Origin of the sequence: Micromonospora tarapacensis (assembly GCF_019697375.1) — a bacterium.
GTDB classification, from domain to species: Bacteria; Actinomycetota; Actinomycetes; order Mycobacteriales; family Micromonosporaceae; genus Micromonospora; species Micromonospora tarapacensis.
This window is the reverse complement of record NZ_JAHCDI010000004.1, coordinates 389,639-403,235: the sequence shown is the minus strand read 5'-3', so window position 1 is coordinate 403,235 and position 13,597 is coordinate 389,639. Positions and strand designations below refer to the sequence as shown.

The 13,597-nt window shown below is 72.2% G+C and carries 10 protein-coding genes and 1 pseudogene; 8 read left to right on the top strand and 3 right to left on the bottom strand.

Annotated elements, in window-relative coordinates:
* Positions 1 to 123 precede the first annotated feature (123 nt).
* Entirely contained in the window at positions 124 to 1,695 is a 1,572-nt protein-coding gene (locus KIF24_RS07885; RefSeq protein ID WP_221083474.1) for a leucyl aminopeptidase, read from the top strand.
* 120 nt (positions 1,696 to 1,815) lie between these two features.
* On the opposite strand, the gene KIF24_RS07880 is transcribed toward KIF24_RS07885, so the two are convergent.
* Positions 1,816 to 2,145, bottom strand: coding sequence for a hypothetical protein (locus tag KIF24_RS07880; protein WP_221087241.1), 330 nt, complete (start codon positions 2,143 to 2,145; stop codon positions 1,816 to 1,818).
* 179 nt (positions 2,146 to 2,324) lie between these two features.
* On the opposite strand from KIF24_RS07880, the gene lpdA reads away from it, so the two are divergent.
* Positions 2,325 to 3,716 (top strand): dihydrolipoyl dehydrogenase, encoded by a 1,392-nt coding sequence (gene lpdA / locus KIF24_RS07875; protein ID WP_221083473.1) that lies wholly within the window; start codon positions 2,325 to 2,327, stop codon positions 3,714 to 3,716.
* Positions 3,717 to 3,788: 72 nt separating this feature from the next.
* Positions 3,789 to 5,608: pseudogene (sucB, locus tag KIF24_RS07870) on the top strand (2-oxoglutarate dehydrogenase, E2 component, dihydrolipoamide succinyltransferase).
* Between the two features lie 121 nt (positions 5,609 to 5,729).
* Here the strand turns inward: sucB and KIF24_RS07865 are convergent.
* On the bottom strand, positions 5,730 to 6,674 hold the full coding sequence (locus KIF24_RS07865; protein ID WP_221083472.1) for an SDR family NAD(P)-dependent oxidoreductase: 945 nt from the start codon (positions 6,672 to 6,674) through the stop codon (positions 5,730 to 5,732).
* A gap of 136 nt (positions 6,675 to 6,810) precedes the next feature.
* Here KIF24_RS07865 and KIF24_RS07860 point away from each other — a divergent pair, with 136 nt between their 5' ends.
* From KIF24_RS07860 to KIF24_RS07845, 4 genes are read left to right on the top strand one after another with little or no spacing between them, the layout of a single operon-like run.
* The gene (locus tag KIF24_RS07860; protein ID WP_331461037.1) at positions 6,811 to 7,389 is read left to right on the top strand and encodes a TetR/AcrR family transcriptional regulator; all 579 of its coding nucleotides are present in this window, start codon (positions 6,811 to 6,813) and stop codon (positions 7,387 to 7,389) included.
* Between the two features lie 46 nt (positions 7,390 to 7,435).
* A complete protein-coding gene (locus tag KIF24_RS07855) occupies positions 7,436 to 8,758 on the top strand; it encodes a low temperature requirement protein A (protein ID WP_221083470.1) in 1,323 nt (440 codons plus the stop codon).
* 3 nt (positions 8,759 to 8,761) lie between these two features.
* Positions 8,762 to 9,193, top strand: a complete 432-nt coding sequence (locus KIF24_RS07850) for a PIN domain-containing protein (RefSeq protein ID WP_221083469.1) — start codon at positions 8,762 to 8,764, stop codon at positions 9,191 to 9,193.
* 47 nt (positions 9,194 to 9,240) lie between these two features.
* Positions 9,241 to 10,140, top strand: a complete 900-nt coding sequence (locus KIF24_RS07845; protein WP_221083468.1) for a TIGR01777 family oxidoreductase — start codon at positions 9,241 to 9,243, stop codon at positions 10,138 to 10,140.
* A 125-nt stretch (positions 10,141 to 10,265) separates the two neighbouring features.
* On the opposite strand, the gene KIF24_RS07840 is transcribed toward KIF24_RS07845, so the two are convergent.
* Entirely contained in the window at positions 10,266 to 11,510 is a 1,245-nt protein-coding gene (locus KIF24_RS07840; RefSeq protein WP_221083467.1) for an extracellular catalytic domain type 1 short-chain-length polyhydroxyalkanoate depolymerase, read from the bottom strand.
* 183 nt (positions 11,511 to 11,693) lie between these two features.
* On the opposite strand from KIF24_RS07840, the gene KIF24_RS07835 reads away from it, so the two are divergent.
* Positions 11,694 to 13,511: a DUF2079 domain-containing protein gene (locus tag KIF24_RS07835; protein ID WP_221083466.1), complete on the top strand. Its 1,818-nt coding sequence runs from the start codon at positions 11,694 to 11,696 to the stop codon at positions 13,509 to 13,511.
* Positions 13,512 to 13,597 lie beyond the last annotated feature (86 nt).

Genomic DNA, 13,597 nt, shown 5'->3' with positions numbered 1-13,597 from the left:
CGGCGGGACCGCCGGACGACCCGGCGGGACAGCATCGACATCCGGCGGGTAAATCATCCGCCGGTGAACTCCACCGCCGGTACGCCACCCGCGACCGGCCCGGCCCGCCCGGGAGCAGCCTCCGTGACATCGCCCAGCACCATCCTGAGCCTGGTCGACACCGACCCCGCCGAACTCGCCGTGGACGCCATCGTGATCGGCGTGCACAGCACGACCGGCGAGCAGGACGCCACCGGCGGCCTCGCCGGCACCCTGCTGCTCGCCAGCGGCGCCGAGAGCATCGCCGCCGCCTTCGACGGCAAGCTGACCGAGACGCTGGCGCTGCTCGGCGCGACCGGCGGCCCGGGCGAGGTGATCAAGTTGGCGACGTTGGGCACGATCGCCGCTCCGGTGGTCGCCGCGGTCGGCCTCGGCCCGGAGCCCAGCGGTGCCGCGCCCGCGCCGGAGATCCTGCGCCGCGCGGCGGGAGCCGCCGTCCGGGCCCTGGCCGGCGCGCCCCGCGTGGCGCTCGCGTTGCCGCTGCCCGACGACGCCGACGCGGCCGACGCGCTGCGCGCTGCCGCCGAGGGTGCGCTGCTGGGCGGCTACCGCTTCGCCGGGTACAAGACCCTGCCCCAGCCGACCCGGCGTGAGCCGGTGGCCGAGGTGCTGGTGGCCGTGCCGGACGCCGCGGACGCGGGCGCGCAGGCCGAACTGGCCCGGGCGCGGACGGTGACCGACGCCGTCCGGCGCACCCGGGACTGGGTCAACACCGCCCCGAACGAGCAGCGCCCGCCGGCCTTCGCCGACGCGGTCGCCGAGGCCGGCCGGGCGGCGGGGCTCGACGTCGAGGTGCTCGACGAGGTCGCGCTGCGCGAGGGCGGGTACGGCGGCATCACCGCGGTCGGGCAGGGTTCGGAGGCACCGCCGCGTCTGGTCAAGTTGACGTACACCCCGGCCGGAGGCGGCACCGGCAAGCGGGTCGCCCTGGTCGGCAAGGGCATCACGTTCGACACCGGCGGCATCTCGATCAAGCCGGCGCAGGGCATGTGGGAGATGAAGTCCGACATGGCCGGCGCGGCGGCGGTGGCCGCCACCATGCTGGCGGTGGCCGAGCTGAAGCCGCCGGTGGCGGTGACCGCGTACGTGCCGATGGCGGAGAACATGCCGTCGGGGTCCGCGTACCGGCCGGGCGACGTGGTCAGCATGTTCAACGGCAAGAAGGTGGAGGTGCTCAACACCGACGCCGAGGGCCGGATGGTCCTCGGCGACGCGATGGCGCGGGCCTGCGCGGACGGCTGCGACTACCTCTTCGAGGCCTCCACCCTCACCGGCGGACAGGTCGTGTCGCTGGGCAAGCGGATCTCCGGTGTGATGGGTACCACCGAACTGTGCGAGCGGGTCCGCTCGGCCGGCGACGCGGTCGGCGAGCCGGCCTGGCCGATGCCGCTGCCGGACGACGTGCGCAAGGGCATGGACTCCGACGTGGCCGACATCTCCCAGGTCAACGCGGGCATGGACCGTGCCGGTCACATGTTGCAGGGCGGCGTCTTCCTGCGCGAGTTCGTCACCGACGACGTCGCCTGGGCACACATCGACATCGCCGGGCCGTCGTACCACCCGGGCGAGGCCACCGGCTACTGGACCAAGGGCGGCACCGGCGTCCCGGTCCGTACGCTGCTGCACCTGATCGACGACGTCGCCGCCAACGGCTGAGCCCGCGCGAGCCCGCGCGAAACCCGATCAGTTTCGGGGAAGTTGCTGCCTCCCGGCGCGGGGGAGACAGCAACTTCCCCGAAGTTGCTGTCTCCCCGCGGCGCGGGGGCGCGCGGCGGGTCAGTACAGCTCGGGGCGGCGCTTGCGGCGCTCGTTGTAGTCGCGCATCCGCTGCGGGTAGCCCATCAGCGCGACGTCGTAGACGGGGATGCTCAGCCGGTACGCGAAACGCCGCGCCCCGTCCGGCCCGTCGATGCGGCGCCGGGTCCACTCGCCGTCGTCGGCGATCAGGATGACGGTGGTCTCGGTGACCGTGGTCCGGGGTTCGATGAACGCCTCGACACCCCGACGGGTGCGGACGAAATTCTCCAGGTGCTTCAGGTCGGCAGGATTGGCCGTACGGTCGGGGTCGGCCGCGCCTACCCGCTTGCGTCGCCGGAACAGTCCCACCGAGCCGTCTCCCCATCCGTCCGTCATCGAAGGCAGTGCCTAGGGTACGTGGCCGTAACGTGTCGTTGGGCACCTCGGTACGCGGGTGCCGCGCGGTGGTGACAAGATGACCGGGGTGGGGTGTGTCCCTGTTACCCCACCGTGACCCCCGATGCAGCGACGCGACCTGGGAGTTGGACGTGAGCGAGCCGAACGACGCAACCTTCGACATCGTCATCCTCGGAGGTGGCAGCGGCGGCTACGCGACCGCTCTGCGCGCCGCCCAACTGGGCCTTTCCGTGGCGCTGGTCGAAAAGGGCAAGCTCGGCGGCACCTGCCTGCACAACGGCTGCATCCCGACCAAGGCGCTGCTGCACGCCGCCGAGATCGCCGACCAGACCCGCGAGTCGGAGCAGTTCGGCGTCAAGGCCGAGCTGGTCGGCATCGACATGGCGGCGGTCAACTCGTACAAGGACGGCGTCGTCTCCCGCCTCTACAAGGGCCTGCAGGGCCTGGTCGGCGGCGCCAAGAGCATCACCTTCGTGGCGGGCGCCGGCAAGTTGGTCGGTCCGGACACCGTCGAGGTGGACGGCAAGCGCTACACCGGCCGCAACGTGGTGCTGGCCTCCGGCTCGTACGCCAAGAGCCTGCCCGGCCTGGAGGTCGACGGCGAGCGGGTGATCACCAGTGACCACGCCCTGACCCTGGACCGGGTTCCCTCCTCGGCGATCGTGCTCGGCGGCGGCGTGATCGGCGTCGAGTTCGCCAGCGTCTGGAAGTCCTTCGGGGTGGACGTGACCATCATCGAGGCGCTGCCCCGGCTGGTCGCCGCCGAGGACGAGGAGTCGTCGAAGGCGCTGGAGCGGGCGTTCCGCAAGCGGAAGATCAACTTCAAGGTCGGCAAGCCGTTCGAGAAGGTCGAGAAGACCGACAGCGGCGTCAAGGTGACCATCGCCGGCGGCGAGACCGTCGAGGCCGAGCTGCTGCTGGTCGCCGTGGGCCGCGGCCCGAACACCGCCGGCCTCGGTTACGAGGAGCAGGGGGTGAAGATGGACCGCGGCTACGTGCTGACCGACGAGCGGCTGCGCACCGGCGTGCCGAACGTCTACGCCGTGGGCGACATCGTGCCCGGCCTCCAACTCGCCCACCGCGGCTTCCAGCAGGGCATCTTCGTGGCCGAGGAGATCGCCGGCCAGAGCCCCGCGGTGATCGACGAGGCGGGCATCCCCCGGGTGACCTACTGCGACCCGGAACTGGCCTCCGTCGGCCTCACCGAGGCGAAGGCCAAGGAGCAGTACGGTGCCGACAAGGTCAAGACCTACAACTACAACCTCGGCGGCAACGGCAAGAGCCAGATCCTCAGGACGGCCGGCTTCGTGAAGCTGGTCCGGGTCTCCGACGGGCCCGTGGTCGGCGTGCACATGGTCGGCGCCCGGGTCGGCGAGCTGATCGGCGAGGCGCAACTGATCTACAACTGGGAGGCGTACCCGGGCGAGGTGGCGCAGCTCGTGCATGCCCACCCGACGCAGAACGAGGCCCTGGGCGAGGCGCACCTCGCCCTCGCCGGCAAGCCGCTGCACGCGCACGCCTGACCACGACGTACCCGCGGCGTCCGGCGACGGGCGATGATCCCCCCACCAGGGAAATGAAGGAGTCTGGAGAACATGCCGGTATCGGTCACCATGCCCCGGCTCGGCGAGAGCGTCACCGAGGGCACCGTCACGCGCTGGCTCAAGCAGGAGGGTGAGACCGTCGAGGTCGACGAGCCGCTGCTCGAGGTCTCCACCGACAAGGTCGACACCGAGATCCCGTCCCCCGCGGCCGGCGTGCTGACCCGGATCGTGGTGGGCGAGGACGAGACGGCCGAGGTCGGCAGCGAGCTGGCGGTGATCTCCGGCGAGGGCGAGTCGGCCGGCGGCGAGGCCGCCCCGCAGCAGCAGGAGGCCCTCGCGGAGCAGGCCGCCGAGGCGGCCGAGGAGCCGCAGGCCGAGGCGGAGCAGCCGGCCGTCGAGGAGCCGGCCGGGCAGCCGGCCCAAGCCGCCCCGGCGGCGTCGGGCGAGGGCACCCCGGTGCAGATGCCGGCCCTCGGCGAGAGCGTCACCGAGGGTACGGTCACCCGCTGGCTCAAGCAGGTCGGCGAGACCGTCGAGGTCGACGAGCCACTGCTGGAGGTCTCCACCGACAAGGTCGACACGGAGATCCCCTCGCCGGTGGCCGGGACCGTCCTGGAGATCAAGGTCGCTGAGGACGAGACCGCCGAGGTCGGTGCCACGCTGGCCGTGGTCGGTGCCGCCGGCGGCGCACCGGCCGAGGCGAAGCCGGCGCCCACGCCGGAGCCGGAGGCCAAGCCCGAGCCGAAGGCGGCGGCCAAGCCCGAGCCGACGCCCGAGCCGCAGGTGTCCGAGCCGACGCCGGGCATGTCGTACAACGAGCCCGCCGCGGAGGCCGAGACCTCGCCGGAGCCGGCCAAGGCCGAGCGGGCCGCTACGCCACCGGCCCCCACCCGCAGCGCGCGGCGCCGTCCAACGGTGGCGAGCAGGCGGCCGGGTACGTCACCCCGCTGGTCCGCAAGCTGGCCGGCGAGCACAACGTGGATCTGGCCTCGGTCAACGGCACCGGCGTCGGCGGCCGGATCCGCAAGCAGGACGTGCTGGACGCGGCCGAGAAGGCCAGGGCGGCCAAGGCCGCTCCGGCTCCGGCGCGGCAGCCGGCCGCTGCGGCGGCCCCGGCCCGGACCGCCGAGAAGCCGCAGCCGAGCGCCAAGCGTGGCACCACCGAGAAGCTGCCCCGCATCCGCGCGGCGATCGCCAAGCGGATGCTGTCGTCGCTGCACGAGATGGCGCAGCTCACCACCGTGGTCGAGGTGGACGTCACCAAGGTCGCCAAGCTGCGGGCGCAGGCCAAGGACTCGTTCCTGCAGCGGCACGGCGTCAAGCTGTCGTTCCTGCCGTTCTTCGCTCTCGCGGCCATCGAGGCGCTCCAGCGGTACCCGATCCTCCAGGCCACCATGGACCTGGACGCTCAGACGATCACCTACCCGGACGCCGAGAACCTCGGCATCGCGGTGGACACCGAGCGGGGCCTGCTGGTGCCGGTCATCCACAACGCCGGTGACCTCAACCTGGGCGGCATCGCCAAGCGGGTCGCCGACCTGGCCGAGCGGACCCGGACCAACAAGATCAGCCCGGACGAGATCGCCGGTGCGACCTTCACGCTGACCAACACCGGCAGCCGGGGTGCCCTCTTCGACACCCCGATCATCCCGTCGCCGCAGTCGGCGATGCTCGGCACGGGTGCGGTGGTCAAGCGCCCGGTCGTGGTGAACGACCCGGAGCTGGGCGAGGTCATCGCGGTACGCCAGATGGTCTACCTGGCCCTGTCGTACGACCACCGGCTGATCGACGGTGCCGACGCGGCCCGCTTCCTGACCGCAGTCAAGGAGCGGCTGGAAGCCGGCAACTTCGAACCCGAACTGGGCCTATAACCCCCCACCCCCACCCCGACCCCGCGGATTGATCATGAGGTTAGCGGCGTTATCGATCTCAAAATCAACCGCTAACCTCATGATCAACGCGGCGGGTCGGGGTGGGTGGGGTGGGTGGGGGTTAGGCGGTTAGGGTTTGCTGGGTGACCCGCCAGAGGTGCTCGGCGGTCGACGGGTCGAGGGCGTACTCGGCCACGCCGGTGCGGGTGCCCGGCTGGTGCGGGCCGGCCTGCTGGCAGTCCTCGAAGTAGCGCCCGCCGAGGCCGTCGAGCAACGGCGAGGTGGCTACCAGGACCGAGGTCGCGGCCCCTTGCTCCGGGCTCTTCCACGATGGCTCGGCCGGGCCGGTCTGGGCACGCAGCCGGGCCAGTTCCTCCTCGGTCACATACCGCTGGAGGTTGGTCTGGATGCTGCCCGGGTGCAGCGCGTTGACCAGGATGCCGTCGTCCGCCCAGCGCCGGGTCGCCTCGACCGCGAACAGCACGTTGGCGGTCTTGGACTGCCCGTACGCCGACCACGGCTCGTAGTCCCGCCGCTCGAAGTGGATGTCGTCGAAGACGACCGGCGAGCGCAGGTGCGCCGACGAGCTGACCGAGACGATCCGGGCACCCCGCGCCGCGACGAGTGCCGGGCGCAGCCCGGTGGCGAGCGCGAAGTGCCCGAGGTGGTTGGTGGCGAACTGCATCTCCCAGCCCTGCGCGGTGCGCATCTCGGGTGAGGCCATGATCCCGGCGTTGTTGACCAGGATGTGCAGCGGCCCGTCCCAGGCCGCCACGAAGGCGGCGACCGAGGTCAGGTCGTCCAGGTCGAGTCCCGCCACGCCGACCCGGTCGTTGCCGGTCGTACCGATGATGTCGGTGGCGGCCTTCGCCCCCTGCTCGGGCTTGCGAACGGCGAGGGTGACCTCGGCGCCGGCGGCGGCGAGCGCCCGGGCGGTCTCGACGCCGATGCCCGATCCGCCGCCGGTGACGACGGCCCGTCGTCCGGTGAGGTCGATGCCCTCGACGACCTCCAGCGCGGTGGATGTCGCGGTGAACGGGGTGCTGACCGGGGTGCCGATGGTCATGATCCATCCTTGTCTGCGAGGCGCGGCGGGCAGACCCGCCGCTACGATAAGAAGCGGAGGCTCCTCCGTTACGTTCCAGGCTAACCGGAGGATCCTCCGGTTACCACCCGGGCGGGGCCGAGTTGCAGGAGGAGACGTGCCGGAGCAGGCTTCCCGACCGTTGCGTGCCGACGCGCTGCGCAACCGCCAGCGGCTGCTGGAGGCGGCCGTCCGGGCGTTTTCCCAGGCTGGCGCCGAGGTAACCCTGGAACAGATCGCCCGGGACGCCGGGGTGGGGATCGGCACGCTCTACCGGCACTTTCCCAGCCGGGAGGCGTTGGTGGCCGCGGCCTACCACAACGAGCTGGAAAAGCTCTGCGACTCGGCCGGCGAGCTGCTCGGCCGGCTGCCGGCCGAGGCGGCGACCCGGGCCTGGATGGACCACTTCGTCGACTACCTCGCCACCAAGCGGGAGATGGCCGACGCCCTGCGCCTGGTGATCGCCGCCGGGACGAACCCGTTCGCGCAGAGCCGGGACCGGCTCCGCGCGGCCGTCGCCCGACTGCTGGCCGCGGGCGCGGCGGCCGGCACCCTCCGGTCGGACGTCGACCCCGCCGACGTACTGGTCGGGCTCAGCGGGCTCTCCCTGGCCGCCGGTGGACGCGAGCAGCGTGACCAGGCACAACGCCTGCTCGACCTGCTGATGGACGGCCTGCGGTACCGCCCGCGGAGCTGAGCCCGAACCGGCCTCGCGCCCGGGTGGCCGCTGCCAGACTCAGGCGGTGGGCGACAGCGGCTGGCAGGGTCGGTTGGGGCCGGCCGTCACCATCGCGCCCGGTGCCCGGGTCGACAGGTTCGAGATCTTCTTCGATCTGGTCTTCGTCTTCTCGTTCTTCATCATCACCCGGGCCACCGCCGCGAACATCGATGGCCGGCAACTGCTGCACGCCCTGCTCGTGCTCGCCGTGCTCTGGTGGTGCTGGGTGGTGCACACCGTGGTGGCGACCCGGGTCCGCATCGGCGAGGGCTTCGTGCCGGTGCTGATGGTGGCCGGGATGGCCGCGCTGTTCTCCTTCGCCCTCGCCCTGCCGCAGGCGTTCATGGACCACAGAAGCGAGGCCGGTCCGGTCGTGGTGGCGGTCAGCTACGTGGTCATCCGCGCCGTGCATCTGACGCTGTTCCTGCACATCGTCCGCGACAACCCGGTGGAGCGCCGGCAACTGCTCCGGTACGCCCCCGAGCTGGGCCTGAGCACCGTCCTGCTGCTGGTCGCCGCGCTGTTGCCCGCACAGATCCCCAACACCGAGATGGCCGCGTTGGTCCGGGACGCACTCTGGGTGACCGTCGTCCTGCTCCAGTACGGCACCGGACTGCTCGCCCGGACCTGGGGCTGGGAGGTCACCTCGGCGGAGCACTGGACCGAGCGGTACGACCTCATCCTGATCATCGCGCTGGGCGAGTCGGTGATCTCCGTCGGCGTCGGCAGCAACCTGCTCGGCCAGGCGCCCACCTGGCCCGGGGTGACGGCCGCCGTGCTCGGCATCGTCTTCACCGCCGCCCTCTGGTGGGTGCACTACGACCTGATCGGCCCGGCCGCCCGGATAGCCCTGCACGCCACCCTCGGCCCCCGCCGGGTGCTGATGGCCCGCGACGCCTACGCCTACCTCTACCTGCCGATGATCGCCGGGATCATCCTGTTCGCCCTCGGCGCCGAGGGCATCGTGCACGACGTCGCCGAGCCCGGCGTACCGGTGACCGAGCCGGCGCACAGCCCGGACGTGCCGATGCTGTTCGGCGGGGTCATGCTGTACCTGGTCGGTAACATGCTGTTCCAGCTGCGCACCCTGCACACGGTGTCCTGGTTGCGGGTCGGCACCCTGGTCGTGCTCGCCGTCGGCATCCCGGTCGCCATGCCGCTGCCCGGCCTCGCCGCCCTCGGCCTGCTCACCGCGATCTGTGTCGGTCTGGTCACCGCCGAGGTGGTGCTGATGTCCGAGGCCCGGCACGCACTGCGTGCGTTGGTCTTCGCCGAGCGCACCGCCCACGAGGCCCACGAGGCCGCCTACCGCGCCCGCTGGCACGGCCAACCCCCCGGCACCACCTGACGGTTGTCCCAGAACACGCTCACCGGGAAATCACGCAGCGAGAGCTGCGCAACGACTCCGGGTCAATCATGCGCAGCGTGGAACGCGGAGACTCGTTCACGTGCCGACGACCCTGTCGGGCGGGCCCGACGAACCAGCGTCCTGCAACACACCGAGGCGACTTTCGATCCGCTGCCCTTCGACGCCGAAGCGGCCCGCGCCTTCGGCCTGATCACCGGCGCGGTCCTGGCCATCGGCCGCACCACTCGTCGCCGGATCGCCGACCTGATGATCGCTTCGGTGGCCCACGCCAACCGCCTGGCGCTCTACAGCACCGATCCGGACGGTCGATACCCACCCAGCACTCTCCATCGGGTGGCGCACGACCCGGACTGGTCGGCTGACCCGGCACGGGTGTCCGCGAACGTGGCCGGGCGGGGCCGGCGCGGGGCGTAACCCGACTCGACGGAGCCGGGCCGTCCCGCGTACCCGAAGATGTAGGCATGCGGATCCTCATGGCCGGCGCGTCCGGCTTCCTCGGCACCCGGCTGGTCGACCTGCTCGCCGCCGACGGACACCAGGTGACCCGGCTGGTGCGACGGCCGCCACGCGCCGCCGACGAGCGGCGGTGGTCACCGTCGGCGGCACAGCTGGATCCGGCACTGGTCGCCGAGGCCGACGCGGTGGTCAACCTGGCCGGCGCCGGGGTCGGCGACCGGCGCTGGAACGACCGGTACAAACAGCTGATCCGGTCCAGCCGGGTGGACTCCACAAGCACCCTGTCCACCACCATCGCCGGGTTGCCGGCCGCCGACCGGCCCGAGGTGCTGCTGAACTCCTCGGCGATCGGCTGGTACGGCAACACCGGCGACCGGGTGGTCGAGGAGGAGGCGCCGGCCGGCGAGGGCTTCCTCGCCGACGTGGCCCGGGTGTGGGAGGCGGCGACCCGGCCGGCCGAGGACGCCGGGGTACGGGTGGTGCGGCTGCGCACCGGACTGCCGCTACACCGCGACGGGGGCTTGCTCAAGCCGCAGTTGCTGCCGTTCAGGCTCGGCCTCGCCGGCCGGCTCGGCAGTGGACGGCAGTGGCTCCCGTGGATCTCGATGACCGACTGGCTCGACGCCGCCGCGTTCCTGCTCGCCCGGGCCGACCTCGCCGGCCCGGTGAACGTGGTCGGCCCGGCACCGGTCACGAACGCGGAGTTCACCCGCGAGCTGGCCCGGCAACTGCACCGCCCGGCGGTGATCCCGATCCCGGCGCTGGCCCTCAAGGTGGCCCTCGGCGGCTTCGCCCAAGAGGCCCTCACCAGCACCCGCGTGCTGCCCGGCGTCCTCAACCGCGCCGCCTTCACCTTCCGCCACCCAGACCTCCCCACCGCCCTCCACGCCGCCCTCCACAACTAACCCCCACCCCCACCCCACTCTCCCACCCCGCCCCTCAGGTTGATCATGAAGTTAGCGGGCCGTTTGGAGATCGAAAACCCCGCTAACTTCATGATCAACACGGGAGGGGTGGGGGTGGGTGGGGGTTAGCAGCCGATGGTCCAGTGGTTGGGGGCGGTCTGGCGCAGGGCGGTGGTGTAGAAGACGTTGTAGAGGCCCATGCGCTGGTTGGAGCCGTTGGCGTAGGCGTAGCCGCCGGAGTGGTAGGCGCGGCCCGCGCTCACGTGGGCGTAGTTGCTGGCGGTGATGCAGGTCGGGGTGCCGGTGGGGCTGGGTGACGCGGTGGGGCTGGGTGACGCGGTGGGGCTGGGCGTGGGGCTCGGGGACGTGGTGGGCGTGGGCGTCGGCGTCACACCGCCGCCGTCGAGGCCGAAGAAGAGCGCGTCGCGGTAGGTCGAGCAGATGGTGTCCAGGAAGTACGACGCGACGGCGCCGCACTGGTCGGCACCCGACCCCGGGTCGATCGGGGTGCCGTGGCCCATGCCGGAGACCCGGTACAGGCGCACGTCGTCGTTGCCGTACACCTCCAGGCTGGTGTTGCCCGGCAGCGAGCTGGTGCTGGTCGGGGTCGGTGAGACGCCCCGGGCGTTGGTCCACTGGTCCCGCGACTCGACGGCGTTGGCCGGCACCACGGTGTAGTCGGAGGTGCCGTGCCAGATGGCGACCCGGGGATAGGGGCCGCCGTAGCCGGGGTGGGCGTTGCGCACCAGGTCGCCCCAGGCGGCCGGGGTCTTGTCCACCCCGCTGTACTGGCAGATGCTGGTCGACGCCGGCGGCGAGCAGCGGTACGGGATCCCGGCGATGATCGAGCCGGCGGCGAAGACGTCGGGGTAGGTCGCGAGCATGACCGCGCTCATCGCGCCGCCGGCGGAGAGCCCGCTGACGAAGACCCGGCCCGGGTTGGTGCCGTAGTTGCTCTTCGCGTGGTCGACCATCTGCTTGATCGACAGCGCCTCGCCGGAACCACGCCGGATGTCCTGCTCGCCGAACCAGTTGAAGCAGCTCAGGGCCTGGTTGGCCGAGGGCTGCTGAGGCACGATGACGGTGAACTTCCACTGGTCGGCGTACTTCTGCCAGCCGGAGTTCGCGAAGTATCCGGCGGCGTTCTGGGTGCAGCCGTGCAGCAGCACCACGGCGGGTGCGCCCGACGGCAGGTTGTCCGGCCGGTAGGCGTACATGGTGAGGTTGCCGGGGTTGGAACCGAAGCCGCTGACCTGGGTCAGGGACGCGGCCTGGGCGGGTGCGGCGGCGGCCACCAGCGCGGCGGCGGCCAGGACCAGCCCGGCCAGCGCACCGGCCAGCCGGCCGTGGATGGTGCGAGTGCGGCGCACGGGGACCTCCAGGAAGTTGTGAGCTGGATCACCGATAATTGCCGCGACATTACGCAGATGTGTCACACCTGTGACATGGCGAGCTCGCACACATTCGTCGATGCCCGGGTGTGGCCCACCCGATCCCACCGGAGCTGCCGGGTCTGACCGGCGTGTCCGCATGCGGTTGGTAACGTCCGCTAGGTGCCCACCTCTCCGTCCCTGGCGTCCGCGCCCGCCTCGCCGCCACGCGTCACCCGTGACCGCCGGGCCGACCTGATCGTGGCGTTGGTCGCGCTGGCACTGGCCGGCTGGGTGACCAGCGGGCTGTGGATCGACCCGAACGGTCGCGCCATCACGGTCAACTCCAGCGACCAGGCACTGTTCGAGTGGCTGCTCGCCTTCGGCGGCCACGCGGTGTCCCACGGGGAGAATCCGCTCTTCACCTACCTGATCAACGTCCCGGACGGGGTGAACCTCGCGGTCAACACCTCGATCACCGTGTACGCGGTGGTCTTCGCCCCGCTGACGTACCTGATCGGCCCGCCGGCCACCTTCCTGGTGGTCCTCACCCTCAACCTGGCCGCGACCGCCGTGGCCTGGTACTGGCTGCTCTCCCGGCACCTGGTCCGCAGCCCGCTCGCCGCCGCGGTGGGCGGGTTGTTCATCGGCTTCTCCCCCGGCATGGTCTCGCACGCCAACGCCCACCTGAACTGGACCGCCGGCTGGCTGGTGCCGCTGCTGGTGTGGCGGCTGTTCGCGCTGCGCCGACCGGGCCACTGGTTACGCGACGGCGCGGTCCTCGGGGTACTCGTGGCGATCGCCTTCTCGATCGCCGCGGAGGGCCTGTTCTTCACCGCGCTGGCGCTCGGCCTCTTCGTCGCCGTCTGGGCGTCGCACCCCACCAACCGCGCCGAGGCGCGGGCCGTACTGCCGTCGTTCCTGCGCGGGCTGGTGGCGACCGCGGTGGTCGCCGGGGCGCTGCTGGCCTATCCGCTCTGGCTGCACTTCGCCGGGCCGCAGCGGTTCCACGGCACCGGCTTCGACGCGGTGATCCACTCCGAGGACATCGCCGCGTACGTCGCGTACCCGCGCCGCTCGCTGGCCGGCGAGGCGGGTTTCGGCACCTCGCTGGCGCCGAACCCCACCGAGGAGAACTCCTTCCTCGGGCTGCCGCTGCTGTTGCTCGCCGTCGGTTGTCTCGTGCTGCTGTGGCGGCACGCCGACGCGGGCCGACGGGCGACCCTGTGGGCGCTCGGGGTCGTCGCGGTGGTCTTCGCCGCGCTCTCCTTCGGCCCGGTGGCCAAGGTCGACGGCGACCGGACCGACCTGCCGATGCCGTTCGACCTGCTCGGCCACCTGCCGGTGGTGAACGCCGCGCTGCCGGCCCGGTTCGCGCTGGCGGTGACCCCGGTGATCGGCCTGCTGCTGGCGTACGCGGTGGACCAACTCCGCCGGTGTCCGCCGTCCCGGGCGGCGGCGGTGGCCTGGACGGTGGGCTTCGCCGTGGCGCTGGTGCCGCTGTTCCCGACGCCGCTGCTGACCAGCGAACGCGAGCCGATCCCGCGCTTCATCACCTCCGGGGCCTGGCGCGGGTACGTCTCCCCGGGCGGCGTGCTGACCCCGGCGCCACTCACCCTGGACGTCTATCCCGACGGCCAGCGCTGGCAGGCGCACGCGCTGGCGAGCGGGCAGGGCGAGTTCGCCATCCCGTCCGGCTTCTTCCTCGGCCCGGGCGGTCCCGAGGACCGGGGCCGGATCGGGCCGGTGCCGCGCCCCTTCGGCGCGCTGCTGGACCAGGCCGCCCGCACCGGCCTGCCGCCGATCGTCACCGAGGGCACCCGCGAGGAGGTGCGGGCGGACCTGGCGCACTGGCGGATCGAGGCGGTGGTGCTCGCGGACGCCGTGCACGGCGCCAAGTGGGCGGTCGACGAGGAGGCCATCCGGCGGACCTTGGTCATGCTGCTGGGCGAGCCGGAACGCGTCGAGGACGTCTGGGTCTGGCGGGTCCGGCAGGACTGACCGGGCCGAACCGAGCAGGCCGGGCCGAGCCGAGCAGGCCGGGCGGGTGTGGCGGTGAGCCGGCTCACGGCGGATGACCGGCCGGT

What these genes read in the sequence shown, in the direction of transcription:
- KIF24_RS07865 (WP_221083472.1), bottom strand. Translation starts at nt 6,674, where the DNA reads ATGACCATCGGCACCCCGGTCAGCACCCCGTTCACCGCGACATCCACC.
- KIF24_RS07845 (WP_221083468.1), top strand. Translation starts at nt 9,241, where the DNA reads ATGCGGATCCTCATGGCCGGCGCGTCCGGCTTCCTCGGCACCCGGCTG.